The sequence below is a fragment of the Porphyromonas macacae DSM 20710 = JCM 13914 genome (genome assembly GCF_000379945.1).
Lineage (GTDB): Bacteria > Bacteroidota > Bacteroidia > Bacteroidales > Porphyromonadaceae > Porphyromonas > Porphyromonas macacae.
This window is the reverse complement of the sequence record NZ_KB904147.1, coordinates 95,204-111,302: the sequence shown is the minus strand read 5'-3', so window position 1 is coordinate 111,302 and position 16,099 is coordinate 95,204. Positions and strand designations below refer to the sequence as shown.

Genomic DNA, 16,099 nt, shown 5'->3' with positions numbered 1-16,099 from the left:
TTTTGATGGTAATGCAACGTAGACTGAAACGTTCGTGGAGTTTCTCGGGACTTGCAACCATGGTACGTATCGTGCTAATGTACTATATGGACTTTTACTCTCTTTTTAATCATCCTGAGCAGGATTGGATAGCGCAATTTGCGCAAGAAGAAGCCCCGCCAGAGCCGAATCTTTTCGACTGGGGGGCTTACTAAAACGAAAATAACTCTAATGGAAACGGTTTGACGGGGGAGCAAGACTTTTTTCTGCTTTCAAAAATTTTTAGCGGACAGCAATAATTGCAAAACCTTCCCCATTCGTTTTATTGAATTGAAAGAAGAAAAGATGAAACGGCCTTCCCAGAGAGTTGTTTTGTTTTTTCTTCTTATTGACTGTTTTATAAATATCTTACAATCAGTTACTTGCGAGGTTTCTTGCGGTCGAAATTTAAGGCTTGAGGAAAGAGTCAAAATTCTCTGCCTGATGGATAAAAATTCTTAGCGCAATGGATTTTCAACGAAGTTAACTTGGATTTTTATTCTTTGCCTGAAGAATTTTCAACCATCAGGCAGACTTTTTTCAGTATGACGTGTACTGAAAAAAGTTGACACTCGGGGCGGTTAAGTTTGCGATTAAATTTACACTGTTTTTCTAAAAAACATTTCAGGTTGACACACTTTTTGTTTTAAGACGGCTTTGGGTTTACACCGGTCGAATGCCTTCTCTTTAAGGCATTCATTTTGCAGTACGACCCGGAAGCGATTCGGGATAGCTCCTCTTCGGGGGTAACAAACCGTAAAAGCCGATCGATAATAATTTTTGTTCGGAAATATGTTTTGCTATTTCTTAAATATCCATACATTTGTAACGCCTTAAGACGAATACCGTATTCAGAGCTTAATCACGTTTTAACACTCAATATATCAATGAAAAATATTCTGATTATCGGTTCTACCGGACAGATCGGTTCGGAATTGACCATGGCGCTGCGTAAACGCTATGCCGATGGTTCTGTTATTGCGGGTTATATACCCGGTGCCGAGCCAAAAGGAGAACTGCTGGAAAGCGGTCCTGCCGAAGTAGTCGATATTACCAACTCACAGCAAATAGCTGATGTAGTCAAGAAGTACAAGGTAGATACCATTTACAATCTGGCAGCTCTTTTAAGTGCTGTGGCAGAGGCTAAACCTCAGTTGGCTTGGAAAATAGGTCTGGGGGGATTGTTTAACACGCTGGAAGTGGCACGCGAACTTAATTGCGCAGTCTTTACTCCCAGTTCCATCGGTGCATTCGGTGATGATACACCGAAAGATAAAACGCCTCAAGATACCTTACAGCGACCGAAAACCATGTACGGCGTTACTAAAGTCAGCGGTGAACTGCTCAGTGACTATTACTTCAAAAGATTCGGTGTAGACACCCGGTCCGTGAGATTTCCCGGCCTGATATCCAATGTTGCTCCTCCGGGTGGTGGAACGACGGACTATGCCGTAGATATATATTACAGTGCTGTGCGCGATAAGAAATTTGTTTGCCCGATTAAGGCCGGTACTTATATGGATATGATGTATATGCCGGATGCTTTGCGTGCTGCTATGGATTTGATGGAGGCCGATCCTTCCAGATTGGTTCACCGAAACTCGTTCAATATCGCTTCGATGAGTTTCGAGCCTTCTCAAATAGCTGCTGTCATTAAAAAGTACATTCCTGAATTCGAGATGACTTATGATGTAGATCCTCTGAGGCAGGGTATCGCCGAGTCCTGGCCTAATTCGCTGGATGATTCCTGTGCAAGGAGAGAATGGGATTGGAAGCCGGAATACGATCTGGATTCCATGACACAGGATATGCTTAAAGTACTCAAAGAACGTTTCGGTAAATAAACGGTTTTTAAGTATCCAAATAAAGAGAGTTCTAAGGTCTTCATCATGAAGAAAGCCTTGGAACTCTTTTCATGGTTATTGTTAAATATGTGGTAATAAACGTAAACGTATCAAAGTTTACATTCCAAAGGATATTGATGGCTTCTGATCTGATTGATATTGATCTTTGCATAACCCACCTTTAGCTCCATGGAGCCTTGTAGCAGAATTTTGTTTTTATCGGCAGAGAACCACACATAGGTATCTGCTTTTTCTCCTCCGCTTTCAAAAGCAGAGTCTTTTACATAAATGGCTATGCGATAGCTTTTATATTTCTGTTTCTTTATTTCGATGATTTCGTGCGCTTCCAATCGCAGTGAAACCGGTACGATCGAGGGACCGGAAAAGATGTTGTAATCGAAAGCAGTGCCGATTTTTGCATTTTCCCAATCGATATTTCTTGCATCCATTACCAGCGCTACCATATCCATGCCTCCCGGGCTGTTGATAATACTGTCTGCAGTTAATTCTCCGTTTTTATATCGTCTGAAGCGTGCAATCGTTTTGTTTCCCGCATAATTGAAGGTGTAATCATCGATACGCATTACGTTATCGTCATTGGCACGCTTCGAGGCTTTGTATAACTTCAGTTCTTGATCATAATGACAGTCGATGGTATCTCTCATCTTATAAAAGTTATCGAAAAAGGAGGAAGTTGCAAACTTTATTTGAGCTCTGTATCCTTTTTGATGCGGCTGCAGAGTCATGGATGCATTCCCGGCTCTGGGTTTAAGAATTCCCCATTTGAAATAAGTCGAATAGGTGATTTCTTCCTTATTGTTGATAAACTTTCGGTCTAACTTTATTTGAGCGAAACCATTGTTAAGGTTGAGTATGATTAAGGTAAATAGAGATACGGTTATGATAAATAACTTATGTGTCACCTTAATGTAGCATCGGTTATATAAATAATCCTTTCTTATATACTGTTTCATAAATGATAGCATTTTTATCTTGCAATAATAAACAATTATAAATGATTATTCGTACAAAATGTCTGTTATGGATGTTTTGTACGCAATATTTTGTCGAAGAAAAGATAAAGAAGCTCCGATTTATTTCTAAAAGATCATGATTAAGACAGAATGTAGCAGAGCAATTCTTTTAGTAATTCACCGGATGAACTGTTGGAGTCGACACCTTTCGATGCCGCATCCGTTAGGCGTATTTGGTGTAAGATATTGTATACCTGGATGGCTTTGTATCCTTTGAATGCCGTCAAATAATCTCTTGCCTGGAATGTACCTTTAAGTTCAAGTTTCTGCATAACGTTCTGTTCGTTTACCTGCGGTAAATAGTAGAGCGTTATCAGGTTGGAAAAGAAATTGAACAGTACTGAAAGTGTGGGTTGTATGGGGTTTGACTTTTCGTTTCGAGCAAAGTGAAACGCTATTTGAAATGCCCGGGGAGAGTTTCGCTGAACTACAGCCCTCAGAAGTTCGAAGTTGTTATATTCTTTGCTGATGCCTATATAGCGTTGTATGGTATCGGAAGTGATAACCCTGTCATTGGCGGGAAGAGTGATTGAGAGCTTATCCAGTTCGGAATCTATACGCTCCAGATCATTTCCCAAAAAGTCGGCCAGTAAAGCTGCGGCTCGAGGGTCGATCATCATCTTCTTGTTTTGGGCAATGGAATTGATCAGGTCAGGTACTTTATAATCCGATACTTTATCGGATTCGAAGATAAGACCCTGCTCCCGGATCGCTTTGTAAATTTTACTTCGTTTGTTTAACTTGCCTTTATAACTGAGCAATACGACCGAAGAATCGGGTATTTGGTCGATATACGGAGCAAAGAGGTCGAAGTCTTTGAACATTTGTGCTTCACGTACAACGACCAATATGGCTTCTGCCATCATGGGAAAGCGCATAGCCTCAGAGATAAGCTGCTGCAGCTCCAAATCATTGCCGTAAATTACCGTTTGGTTGAAATCCCGAAGATCCGATGGAATGATGAATTGCTCAAAAAGTCCCGTCAGCTTATCTATATAGTACGGTTCATCCCCCATCAGTAAGACGATTTTCCCGGTCTTTTTCTGCTTGATGGCTTTGATTAGTTGGTCGTAATTAGCGTTAGGCATAGATCGGTTTTTACCAGGTGAATTTGATGTAACGAACGGTGCTCCTGTTATCTCTGATCATACTTAAGGCGTCGATGCCTAATTGAAGATGTTCTTCTGCGTACAGAGAAGTTACTTGCGAATCGCTATGCCCCGTCTTTACCCCGTTCGGAGACATGGGCATATCCGAAACCATTAGCAGGGCACCGGTCGGTATTTTGTTTGCATAGCCTACCGTAAGCAGAGTGGCTGTTTCCATGTCGATACCTGAAGCGTGTGTGGTAATCAGATATTTTTTGAATTCCTCGTCGTGTTCCCAGACTCTGCGATTGGTTGTATAGACCGTGCCAGTCCAATAATCATGACCTCTTTCATGGATAGAGCTGGATATGGCACGCATCAGACTGAAAGCCGGTAGAGAGGGAATTTCCGAACCCAAATAGTCATTGCTCGTACCTTCCCCCCGGATAGCTGCAATGGGCAACAGGAAGTCGCCGACTTTCAAGCGTGTTTTGATACCCCCGCATTTGCCTAAAAAAAGAACCGCTTTCGGGGTGATTGCCGAAAGAAGATCCATGATGGTAGCGGCATTCGGACTTCCCATTCCGAAGTTAATGACCGTTATACCTTCGGCTATTACCGATTGCATACCGGAACTCGCATGAATAATGGGAGCTTTGTATTTGTTGGAAAACGATTCCAAGTAATGATTGAAATTGGTTAATAGAATGTAGGGGGTGAACTCGTCCAAAGTGCGATTGGTATATCTTGGTAACCAGTTGTTTACAATCTCTCTTTTAGTCCTCATCGAAAGTATTATATTTGTGTCAAAATTGCATACCTTACAAATATAGGATGTTTTCATTGAACCTGCCCGATTTTGAAGTAAGAGTGCGCAGACGGTCCGATAAGGTTTTTATCTATGACTTTTTGCGTGAGAATTACTACAGGCTTACCCCCGAAGAATGGGTCAGGCAACATTTTGTGCATTATTTGGTAGACCATCTCCAGTATCCTCGGAAATTGATAGCCAATGAGCTGCAGATTAAATTGGGAAATACCGTAAAGAGATGTGACAGCCTGGTTTACGATAATACACTGAAACCGATGGCTTTGATTGAATATAAAGCTCCGACGGTAACGATTTCCGAAAAGACGGTCAGGCAGATCATGAGGTATAATATGGTGCTTAAGGTTCCTTTTCTCTTTTTGAGTAATGGTCTTGAACATCTGGCTTATTCCATAGACTATGACCGTAAAGGTTATGCAGCCTTAAATCATATCCCTACCTATCAGGAATTATTAGAATATAAACAACAATAGTTTTATGTCTTTTTTAGAAATAAAAAATGTAACCAAAAGATATGCCAGGCATACCGCCCTTGATGGTGTTAGTTTGGATATTGAAAAGGGTAGAGTGTTCGGCTTGTTAGGGCCTAACGGTGCCGGTAAAACCTCTTTAATCAGAATTATTAACCGGATTACGGGACCCGATGAGGGGGAAGTGTTTTTCGATGGCAGGCCGATGACCAAAGATGATATTATGCGCATCGGTTATCTGCCTGAAGAACGGGGACTCTACCGCAAGATGAAGGTGGGAGAACAGGCCATTTATCTGGCCAGACTGAAAGGGGTAGAAGCTAAAGAAGCCAAAAGACGCTTGGAAAAATGGTTTGAGAAGTTTGATATCATGCCGTGGTGGAATAAAAAAGTGGAAGAACTGAGCAAAGGAATGCAACAAAAGGTGCAGTTTGTTTGTACGGTTATCCATGAACCGGAACTGCTTATCTTCGATGAGCCGTTCAGTGGCTTTGACCCGGTTAATGCGGATCTGTTGAAGAAGGAAATTCTACAACTCAAAGATCAAGGGCATACCGTAATTTTTTCTACACACAACATGCAGTCTGTGGAAGAGGTTTGCGATGATTTTGCCTTGATTGATAAATCTAAAGTAGTACTGAGCGGTAATGTGATGGCAGTACGCAAAGAGTATCGAACCGGTTATGTAAAACTGGCTTATGAAGGACAGCTTACAGAGGAGGAACTTGTTTCTCTGAAAGCATGCGACTGTACTTTCAGAGGTTCTTACGGTATGATGAGGATGCAAAAGGAAGAGGGGCAAACGAACCGGGAGCTCTTACAAACCTTGCCGGCACATGTTTCCGTTGTGTCATTTAACGAAGAGATGCCCAGCATGCATGACATTTTTATTAAAAACGTTCAAACTACAGCTGAATCATGAGTAAAATAGGAATTGTAATGGAACGCGAATATATGGTTCGCGTAAGGAAAAAGACATTTATTTTAACTACGATACTGGCTCCGATTTTTTTAGTTTTACTTATGTTTTTGCCGATATTTTTGGCATCCTTCGGATCGGATAAACAAAATGTCGTGGTGATAGATAAGACCGGAGAGTATTTATCTCTGCTGAATAAGGGGCAGGAAGACTATACATTCAATGCTGCGACAAAGACATTGGATGAATATAAAAAAGACGGTTTGGGAGAGAATGTCAGTGCTGTATTGGAGATAAGGCAGGATTTGCTCGAAGATCCTCAGGCAATAAGTCTCTTTTCGTTCAAACAACTGCCTTCGGGCCTGGAAAGCTATATCAACAGCACGCTTTCAAAATATCTTTCGGATAAGAAGATAGAGTCTTTCAATATGCCGGGACTAAAAGAAATGATTCTGGACAGTAAGATAGACATCAATGTAGCAAGTTATAAATGGAGTGAAGGCGGTGCCGAAAATAAAACCTCGGGGCAGTTTGCCAGCATTATAAGCGGAGCTCTGACTATACTTAGCTATTTGTTTATTTTGATGTATGGCGGTATGGTTATGCAGGGAGTTCTGGAAGAGAAAAAAAGCCGCATCATGGAGGTGATGGTCTCTTCGGTAAAACCTTTCGATCTCATGATGGGCAAGATTTTCGGTATTGGCTTAGTGGGTATTACGCAGATATTCATTTGGATTGTCCTGATATGGATATTGACCATGGGTGCCCAATTTTTCCTTTTGGGCAATCTTTATGATGCCGAAACCATTCGTCAGTTACAGTCTTCTCAGATTACCGGATATGCCGGAAATTTTTCTGCCGATGATTTTAGCAGTATGCAGGATATCATGAGTATGTTAGGCAGTATTAATTTTGTGGAGATAGCTGTTTTGTTCATCATCTTTTTTATTGGCGGTTTTCTTCTTTATTCTGCTATTTTTGCGGCAATCGGTTCCGCAGTGTCCAGTGATGAAGATACCAATCAACTTATGTTGCCGGTAACGCTTTTGATTCTCTTCAGCTATATGGCGGGTTTTGCCAGTTTGAAAAACCCTGAAGGCGGTCTGGCTTTTTGGTGCTCGATGATTCCGTTTACGTCACCTATCGTCATGATGGTACGATTGCCATACGACGTACCCCTCTGGCAGGAAATATTAAGTATCGCTCTGTTGTTCGGAACGTTTATCGGTGTTACATGGTTTGCTGCCAAAATTTACCGTGTAGGTGTATTGATGTATGGAAAGAAACCCAATCTGAAAGAAATGTGGAGGTGGATAAATTATAAATAATCCGATATTATTAGAGCAAACGATAAAACTGCTATCACTTCTTTGGGGAGTGACAGCAGTTTTTATTTTTAACAAAGTCGTGTTTGTATTGATTTCAAGAGTGCCCGGAAAGAAAGCAATAGTACGGAAACTCTGAAAAAATCATCATCTTTGTATATTATATACATCAGAATAATCAAAAGAATTTATGATACTTGATTTACTCTTTTTTGTTATAGGAGTCATATTGATTTTAGGGGGTGCAAACTATTTGACCGATGGTGCTGCCTTTATTTCATATAAACTGGGACTTTCCTCTTTGGCCGTAGGGCTTACCGTGGTTGCATTCGGAACTTCGATGCCGGAGTTCGTTGTCAGTTTTACGTCTGCGATAAAAGGTAATGCGGATATTGCCGTGGGAAATGTTGTGGGCAGTAATATTTTTAACATTTTGGCTATACTCGGTATAACTGCATTGATTAAACCTTTGGTTGTTTCTCGTACCACATTGCGCAATGAAATCCCTTTGATGTTGTTGGGATTCGTTCTTTTGGGCATTATGTCTCTGGATCATATTTTCGATCCTGAAACGAGTTCGATCAACGTGATTTCACGTACAGACAGTATGGCTCTGTTCTGCTTCTTTTTGGTGTTTATGTCTTATATTCTTACAATTGCCCGGAAACATCAGGCTGAATCGGATGTACCACCTACTAAAAATCATCCTCTATGGCTCGCTTTACTCTTCATTATTGGGGGATTGGCCGCTCTGATTTTCGGCGGTAACCTGTTTGTAGATTCTGTTTCCAACCTTGCTCGTTCTTTTGGTGTGAGTGAGGCTTTTATTGCCTTGACGCTGGTTGCCGGAGGAACATCTTTGCCGGAACTTGCCACAAGCATTGTAGCTGCTCGAAAAGGGCATGTGGATATGGCTATAGGAAATGTTGTCGGGTCATGTTTGTTTAATGTGTTTTTCGTCTTGGGGCTTACCGGAATCATACGTCCGATAAGTGCACAGGGCATTACAATAATAGACCTTTCAACCATGATTTTTTCCGGGTTTCTATTGTATATATTTACGGCCTTTTTCGGTATGAGAACAATTAAGAGAATTGAAGGGGCTTTGTTATTTATGTTTTTCATCGGGTATTTTATTTATTTGGGAATAAATATATAGTAGAAGGTCCGGTCGGACCTGTTACAGACATAAATTTGACGGGATTCTATGAGCGTGGAAGATATGACAGAGCAGGAGCGAAAGTATGAAGCTATGGTGGAATCTGAATATCAGGCTTTGCTTTCCGATTACCTCAATTCAAACCATAGGCGAAAGGTTGAACGTATTGAAAAAGCGTTCAAACTGGCGCGTGATGCTCATAAAGGAGCTTTGCGCAGAAGCGGTGAGCCTTATATTATGCACCCTTTGGCTGTTGCACGTATTGTGTGCTCGGAGATGGGGTTGGGCTCCACATCGATATGCAGCGCGTTGCTCCATGATGTGGTTGAGGATACAGAATACACGGTACAGGATATTGAGGAAATGTTTGGTGAAAAAGTAGCCCAGATTGTCGATGGGCTTACCAAAATATCCGGAGAGGTATTCAGCAATCGGCAGACAGATTCTTTGCAGGCGGAGAATTTCAGGAAACTCATTCTGACGATGAATGACGATATCCGTGTTATTCTAATCAAGATTGCAGACCGCCTGCACAATATGCGTACACTCTCTTCCATGCTGCCTGCCAAACAACTTAAGATAGCGGGAGAAACTCTATATGTCTATGCTCCTTTGGCTCATCGTTTGGGTTTGTTTGCCATTAAGACGGAATTTGAGGACTTGAGTTTTAGATACGAACATCCCGAAGAATATGCTTCTATTTCTGCCAAAATAGCTAATAGCGAGGTACGTCGAGAAGAACTCTTTCAACATTTTGCTCTTCCTTTGCGCAAACGTTTTGAAGATATGGGATTGGAATATGAGATGAAGACTCGTCTTAAAAGCGTTTATTCCATTTGGAGGAAAATGCAGAGTAAAGGAGTACCCTTTGAGGAGATTTATGACTTATTTGCTGTACGTATCATCTTTGAAAGCAAACCCGGTTATCCCGACAAAAATCGGTGTTGGGATATTTATGCTGCCATTACGGATATATATAAAAACAGACCGGATCGAATCAGAGATTGGGTCAGCAGCCCTAAAAGCAATGGTTATCAGGCCTTGCACCTTACAGTGATGGGACCTGATGGAGAATGGGTAGAGGTTCAGATTCGCAGCCGCAAGATGGACGATATTGCAGAAAAAGGATTTGCCGCTCATTGGAAGTATAAATCGGAGGGTGTGGAGGAAGACTCGGAGCTGGAAAAATGGCTGCATACGATTCAGGATATTTTGGAAAACCCCAGTCCCAATGCCATGGACTTTCTGGATACGATAAAGCTGAATCTCTTTTCCAATGAAATTATGGCTTTTACCCCCAAAGGGGATATACTTAAATTGCCTCAGGGAGCTACAGCATTGGATTTTGCCTATGCTATTCACTCTAATCTGGGAGATCACTGTATTGGAGCAAAAGTCAATCACAAATTGGTACCATTGAGCTATGTGCTCAGCAGTGGAGATCAAGTGGAAGTACTTTCCAGTAAGAGACAGGAACCTTGTGAGGAATGGCTGAAATTTGTAACAACGGCAAAGGCAAAAAGTAAAGTGGATGCTTTTCTAAGGAAGCGGAGACGTGAATTGACAAAACAGGGAGAAGAGCGCATTATAGCTTCATTTGAACATAGTAAATTACCTGTGAGTATTGCCAATATGGATAAACTGGCAGATTATTTCGGTTTTGATCGTCGCGAAGAGTTGTTTTATGCTGTGGGAAAAGACGTTATCAGAATACCGGATAATTTTAAGAAACTGATGGAGTCGGCTTCTAATAATAGCAGCATTATCAATCGGTTGAAATCTGTTATCATAGGCAAGCCGAAACCGGATCAACCGAAGAGTGCTTCCACACCGCAAATAGAAAAGCCGGATCTAAAGAAAACCTATGTTCTTACAGAGTTGAACGGTATGCCTAACTATCGCATAGCCGATTGCTGCAAACCTATTCCGGGAGATGATGCCATGGGATTTTTTTCCGATGATAAAGTAGTAGAGGTGCATAAGCGAAGTTGTCCTGTGGCTATGCGTATAAAGAGCAGTCATGGCGACCGGCTGGTATCTACCCGTTGGGGCGAACATACAAATACTCTTTTTGATGTTTCCCTGATGATGCGCGGGATAGATTCTTTGGGTGTTTTGAATGCCATTACGCAATCTTTGCTTGAAGATTTTAATATCAATATCAAAGAGTTGAATATGAAAGTCAATGACGGTATCTTTGAGGGCGTTATAAAAATCATGGTAAAGAATGCGAACGATGTTGCACGCATATCGCAGTTGTTGCAACACAACAGTTCTATTCTTTCTATTTCAAGAATTTCGTAAAAAGAGCCTGATGAAAAATCCTGTATTGTTTGTAACCGGAATAGACACGAATATCGGTAAAACTTATGCCACTGCCTTTTTGGCAAGGAAGTTTATGGAAACCGGTGAAAAGGTGATTACTCAAAAGATGATTCAAACCGGTTGCTCCGGAAATTCGGAAGACATAGAGAAACACAGAGAATTATTGGGACAGCCTTTTTTGCAGGAAGACGAAGAAAGGCTCACGGCTCCAATTATTTACTCTTATCCCTGTTCTCCTCATATGGCAGCCCGTATAGACGGTAAGAAAACAGACTTGTCCGTAATAGAGAGAGCAACGCAGAAACTTATTGAAAGAGGCTATGACCGTGTTATTCTGGAGGGCGCAGGAGGTTTGATGGTGCCGCTGACAGAGGACTGTCTGACTGTCGACTATATTCAGCAAAAAGATTATCCGGTTGCTTTGGTTACCAACGGACGATTGGGAAGTATCAACCATACCGTATTGAGTCTGGAAGTATGTAGAAATCGGAACATAGAAGTAGAGTATGTCATTTATAATAAATATCCGGCTTGTGACCGATTGATTTGCGAGGATACCGTTAAATATCTGACCGGTTATTTGAGTAAATATCATCCGAATGCGATTTTGTTGATTATGGATGAGCTGGTATGATAAAAAACGGATCGAATCCTGTAATAACTGCAGCACCATGGAGTAAACCATTTACAATCATGGCCAAACCCGGCGGTGCATTTTGTAATATGCAGTGTGACTATTGTTATTATCTGGATAAGATCAACCGGTATAAAGAGAGGCAAAAAACACAGCTTTCTTATATCTTGTCCGATGAGCTGTTAGAACTTTTTATCAGAAATTATATTGCATCCCAACCTTCGAATTCGGTATCTTTTATTTGGCATGGAGGAGAATCTCTTTTAATGCCGAAATTCTTTTATCAACGGGTTGTGGAACTTCAGAATAAATATGCCGGAGGAAAAACAGTTGAAAATGCCCTGCAAACGAATGGCTTGCTGATCAATGAGGATTGGTGCCGGTTTTTTAAGGAAAATCATTTTTTAGTCGGAATTTCTTTAGATGGGAACGAAAGACAACATAATCGTTTTCGGAAATCTGCGGGAGGACAGCATACCTTTCAACGTGTGATGAGAGCTATTGAGATGATGCAGCGTTTTGACGTTTCTTTTAATGTGCTTTCGACAATTAATTCTTTTAATGCCGATGATCCTGTCGGGTATTATTCCTTTCTTAAAGGGATCGGAGTTCAGTATATACAGTTTACTCCCATAGTGGAGAGATTGGATGTAAAGAACCCGGATAAGCATGCTTTTGTTTCTCCTCCGGATCCCAGAAAGTATGACTCTTATTTTTACAGAAACAAAGATATTTATCTGTCTTCACACAGTGTTCGTCCGGATCAATGGGGGTATTTTCTGATCAATATATTTGATCAATGGGTTCGTTGTGATGTGGGTTCTGTTTTTGTACAATTATTCGATGCGGTTTTGGCAAACTGGGTCGGTGTCGAGCCGGGGCTTTGCAGCATGGCCAGGCATTGTGGAAGAGGAGGTGTTGTCGAATGGAACGGAGATATTTATTCCTGCGACCATTATGTTTTTCCTGATTTTTATTTAGGTAATCTGAAAGAGCACAATTTGTTCGATTTGATGCATACCGATGAACAGTTGTCTTTCGGAAAAGCCAAGTATGATTCTTTACCCGATCGTTGTATGCAATGTCAATACCTTTTCGCCTGCCATGGAGAATGCCCGAAAAACAGAATATCTTATACCTCGGCCGGAGAACCCGGATTGAATTATTTATGTGCAGGATACTATCGTTTTTTCGAACATGTGGCCCCCTGTATGGATTATATGAAGGAGAAACTTTTGAAAGGACAATCTCCTGCGGATATAATGGAATGGATGAAATCGGATAAAAAAGAAGATGAAAAATATCAATAAACTGCCGATATTCGTGTTTGTGTTTATATGACAGTGGTGTATACCGGCTTGTCATATACAGCAAAAAAAGAACGATCGGATGTATTCGGACAAAAATGGAGAAGAAATTAAATCTCAAATTGTGCCTGTGACAGAACAAAAAATAGAAAAACAATAAAGAAATGAAAGCTTATTTTGCATGCGGCTGCTTTTGGGGAGCTGAATTTTATTTTAATCGTGCCGATGGGGTAACCTCAACAACAGTGGGCTATATGGGTGGTACTACGGAAAACCCTTCTTATGAAGATGTATGCCGGGGGAATACAGGACATTTGGAAACAACCGAAATTGTGTATGAACCGGATAAAACCCCGTATGAGAAGTTAGTGAAGCTGTTTTTCGAAATTCATGATTTTACTCAAACGGACGGTCAGGGACCTGATATAGGCGAACAGTATCTTTCTGCTGTTTTTGTTCAAAACGATGCTGAAAGAGAAGTGGTGCAGAAGATTATCGATGAATTGAAAGTCAGAGGTTATGCTGTGGCAACGACAATTCGTGATTTTTCTGTTTTTTGGCCGGCTGAGGCCTATCATCAAGACTACTATGACCGTAACGGAAAAAGGCCGTATTGTCATGCCCGTAAACAGATTTTCTAACAGTACGGATTTTTTTAACCTTGAAGTATCTAAAGCATGCCGTTGACTATAAAGGAATTGTCCGAAACCGATCGGCCGCGCGAAAGACTGCAGATGTTTGGTGCAAAATCTCTCAGTGATGCAGAATTGCTGGCGATATTGTTGGGATCCGGATCCAGGGATATGACTGCTGTGGAGTTGGCTCAATGGATACTTCGCGAGCATGATAATAAGTTAGGGCAATTGGTACGGTTGTCCAATATGAAGAGTTTGTGCAGCTATAAAGGAATAGGGAGTGCGAAGGCTATTTCAATATTGGCAGCTTTCGAGCTCGGCCGAAGATTACCGATTCTTGAAGGAGAACAGGAGGGAAAACTTGTTATCAATACAAGTGCAAGAGCTTATGCTCATCTACGCAAGTATTTGGCGGATATGCACAGCCACGAAGAAATTTGGGTTTTGCTGTTGGACCGATCCAAGCATCCGATAAGTCAGTTTTGTGTAAGTAAAGGGAGTTTGATTGAGGCTGTAGGCGATATGCGGTTGATTTTCAGTCCTGCTATAGAGCGGTCTGCAGATAGTATTATTTTGGCACACAATCATCCATCGGGAGAAGTAAGACCGAGCAGAGAGGATTACCAACTGACAAAGCGAGCAGTAAGTGCAGGCAATATTTTGCAAATTCCGGTGGTGGATCATCTGATAATCGGTAGCGGAACGAACTATTTCAGCTTTGCAGATAATGGCGATATGCCTCAACCGAATCTGTTTTAAGATATTATGGAGGGAAAATAATGTTTAAAATATTTATTTATGATAAGCTATAAAGAACTAACTGAAAGTAGATCTTTCTTTTTGATGGCAGGTCCCTGTGCCATTGAAGGAGAAGAAATGGCTTTGAGAATAGCCGAACGGGTTGTTAAGGTTACTTCTAAACTCGGTATACCTTATGTTTTTAAGGGATCTTTTCAAAAAGCCAATCGTTCACGAATCGATTCATTTACAGGTATCGGTGATGAGAAAGCTTTGAAGATATTGGGGAAAGTAAGGTCTGCTTTTGATATTCCCGTGGTAACGGATATACATGAAACCTATCAGGCGGCAATGGCTGCGGATTTTGTGGATATATTACAGATACCGGCTTTTTTGTGCAGGCAGACAGATTTGATAGTGGCTGCAGCAAAGACGGGAAAAGTGGTGAATATCAAGAAAGGACAGTTTCTCAATGCCACGGGTATGAAATATGCGGCACAGAAAGTTGTAGACTCCGGTAATGATAAAGTTATCCTGACCGAGAGAGGAAACAGTTTCGGATATGGAGATCTTGTAGTCGACTTTACAAATATCACCCAGATGAAGTCTTTCGGTTTTCCGGTGGTCATGGATGTAACCCATTCTTTGCAGCAGCCAAACAGTGCGACGGGTGTAACGGGTGGAAAACCCGAACAGATAGAAACCATAGCAAAGGCTGCTATAGCCGTAGGAGCAGATGGACTTTTTGTGGAAACTCATCCCGAACCGTCAAAAGCGAAAAGCGACGGAGCCAATATGTTGCGTTTGGATTTGCTGGAACCACTTCTCATAAAACTGAATAGATTGGCAAATGCCCTGTAGAATTATGGCGTATTACGACATGCCGGCTTTCATTAAATCATTAACTTTGTTAATATCCAATATTGGAGATTATGAAAGAGATACATATCGCGCAAATAATTGAACAGAAAACCGGCAAGAAATTATCTCGTTGGAAAGCTCGTTTCATCGAGCGCTTGATACATGAGAAAGAAATCAATTATATTTTGCGCACATATGGTCATTTGGAAGGAGCAGAGTTTTTAGAAGAATTAGTTGCTTATTTCGGTGTCGGAATAGAATGGATACATCCGGAGAGACTGCCGGATAACGGCCGTTGTTTATTTGTATGCAATCATCCGTTGGGTGGTTTGGATGGTATTTGTCTGGCCCTGATGTTACATAGAAAGTATGGAAGTGTACGGTATATCGTCAATGATCTTCTGTACAACCTTGGACCTCTGAAAACTTTATTTTTGCCGGTTAATAAATATGGATCACAGAGAAGAGAAGCCATAGAACGATTGCAGGCAGAATTAGGCGGGGATGCCCCTGTAGGATCTTTTCCGGCAGGGCTGTGTTCGCGTTATATTGACGGGAAAGTGCAGGATATACCGTGGCAAAAAAGTTTTGTGAATCAGGCCATAACATATGAGCGGGATATTGTGCCTCTTCGTTTTGAAGGAAAGAATACCAGGCATTTTTATTTGTTGGAGTATTGGAGAACTAAATTGGGGATAAAACTGAATTTGGGTACGGCATTGCTCCCGGATGAAATGTTTCGCTCTAAAAAGAAAAAATTTAAGATTCTTGTTGGCGAACCTATAGCATGGCAATCTTTGAAAGAGTCGGGAAAGAAGGCTCAAGTACTGGCCGATGAGATTAGAAGTATTTCTTACAGTCTCTGAATAAATGAACCCTGAATTCACGGTGTTAACAATAAAAGAACCGAAAG

15 protein-coding genes and 1 pseudogene are annotated in these 16,099 nt (G+C 41.3%); 13 read left to right on the top strand and 3 right to left on the bottom strand.

The window, feature by feature from the left end; translation table 11 throughout:
• Positions 1–194: pseudogene (locus tag A3GI_RS0107410) on the top strand (IS4 family transposase); the annotation flags it as partial.
• A gap of 711 nt (positions 195–905) precedes the next feature.
• The gene (locus A3GI_RS0107405) at positions 906–1,862 is read left to right on the top strand and encodes an NAD-dependent epimerase/dehydratase family protein (RefSeq protein ID WP_018360823.1); all 957 of its coding nucleotides are present in this window, start codon (positions 906–908) and stop codon (positions 1,860–1,862) included.
• Positions 1,863–1,972: 110 nt separating this feature from the next.
• Here A3GI_RS0107405 and A3GI_RS0107400 read toward each other — a convergent pair whose 3' ends face one another.
• The 3 genes from A3GI_RS0107400 to A3GI_RS0107390 form a co-directional block, all read right to left on the bottom strand.
• Positions 1,973–2,836: a DUF3108 domain-containing protein gene (locus A3GI_RS0107400; protein WP_018360822.1), complete on the bottom strand. Its 864-nt coding sequence runs from the start codon at positions 2,834–2,836 to the stop codon at positions 1,973–1,975.
• A 140-nt stretch (positions 2,837–2,976) separates the two neighbouring features.
• Positions 2,977–3,984 (bottom strand): DNA polymerase III subunit delta, encoded by a 1,008-nt coding sequence (gene holA, locus A3GI_RS0107395; protein ID WP_018360821.1) that lies wholly within the window; start codon positions 3,982–3,984, stop codon positions 2,977–2,979.
• Positions 3,985–3,994: 10 nt separating this feature from the next.
• Complete coding sequence (locus A3GI_RS0107390; RefSeq protein WP_026216004.1) at positions 3,995–4,771, bottom strand: AMP nucleosidase; 777 nt, start codon at positions 4,769–4,771, stop codon at positions 3,995–3,997.
• Between the two features lie 47 nt (positions 4,772–4,818).
• Between A3GI_RS0107390 and A3GI_RS0107385 the strand changes: the two genes are divergently transcribed.
• From A3GI_RS0107385 to A3GI_RS0107335, 11 genes are all read left to right on the top strand, one after another.
• Complete coding sequence (locus A3GI_RS0107385; protein WP_018360819.1) at positions 4,819–5,286, top strand: type I restriction enzyme HsdR N-terminal domain-containing protein; 468 nt, start codon at positions 4,819–4,821, stop codon at positions 5,284–5,286.
• Between the two features lie 4 nt (positions 5,287–5,290).
• Positions 5,291–6,205, top strand: a complete 915-nt coding sequence (locus A3GI_RS0107380) for an ABC transporter ATP-binding protein (RefSeq protein ID WP_018360818.1) — start codon at positions 5,291–5,293, stop codon at positions 6,203–6,205.
• Positions 6,202–7,530, top strand: coding sequence for an ABC transporter permease (locus A3GI_RS0107375; RefSeq protein WP_018360817.1), 1,329 nt, complete (start codon positions 6,202–6,204; stop codon positions 7,528–7,530). Before A3GI_RS0107380 ends, A3GI_RS0107375 begins: the two co-directional genes overlap by 4 nt.
• A 187-nt stretch (positions 7,531–7,717) precedes the next feature.
• A complete protein-coding gene (locus tag A3GI_RS0107370; protein WP_018360816.1) occupies positions 7,718–8,686 on the top strand; it encodes a calcium/sodium antiporter in 969 nt (322 codons plus the stop codon).
• Positions 8,687–8,734: 48 nt separating this feature from the next.
• Positions 8,735–10,990 (top strand): RelA/SpoT family protein, encoded by a 2,256-nt coding sequence (locus tag A3GI_RS0107365; RefSeq protein WP_018360815.1) that lies wholly within the window; start codon positions 8,735–8,737, stop codon positions 10,988–10,990.
• A 10-nt stretch (positions 10,991–11,000) separates the two neighbouring features.
• Entirely contained in the window at positions 11,001–11,645 is a 645-nt protein-coding gene (bioD, locus tag A3GI_RS0107360; protein ID WP_018360814.1) for a dethiobiotin synthase, read from the top strand.
• On the top strand, positions 11,642–12,955 hold the full coding sequence (locus A3GI_RS0107355) for an anaerobic sulfatase-maturation protein (RefSeq protein WP_036869850.1): 1,314 nt from the start codon (positions 11,642–11,644) through the stop codon (positions 12,953–12,955). The genes bioD and A3GI_RS0107355 overlap by 4 nt, the downstream gene beginning before the upstream one ends.
• A gap of 161 nt (positions 12,956–13,116) precedes the next feature.
• Positions 13,117–13,593 (top strand): peptide-methionine (S)-S-oxide reductase MsrA, encoded by a 477-nt coding sequence (msrA, locus tag A3GI_RS0107350; RefSeq protein WP_018360812.1) that lies wholly within the window; start codon positions 13,117–13,119, stop codon positions 13,591–13,593.
• 36 nt (positions 13,594–13,629) lie between these two features.
• Positions 13,630–14,346, top strand: coding sequence for a RadC family protein (gene radC, locus A3GI_RS0107345; RefSeq protein ID WP_018360811.1), 717 nt, complete (start codon positions 13,630–13,632; stop codon positions 14,344–14,346).
• Between the two features lie 39 nt (positions 14,347–14,385).
• Positions 14,386–15,186 carry a 3-deoxy-8-phosphooctulonate synthase gene (gene kdsA / locus A3GI_RS0107340; protein WP_025079430.1) on the top strand — a complete coding sequence of 267 codons (801 nt, stop codon included), beginning with the start codon at positions 14,386–14,388 and terminating at the stop codon, positions 15,184–15,186.
• A gap of 71 nt (positions 15,187–15,257) precedes the next feature.
• Entirely contained in the window at positions 15,258–16,052 is a 795-nt protein-coding gene (locus A3GI_RS0107335) for a 1-acyl-sn-glycerol-3-phosphate acyltransferase (protein ID WP_018360809.1), read from the top strand.
• Positions 16,053–16,099: the final 47 nt, after the last annotated feature.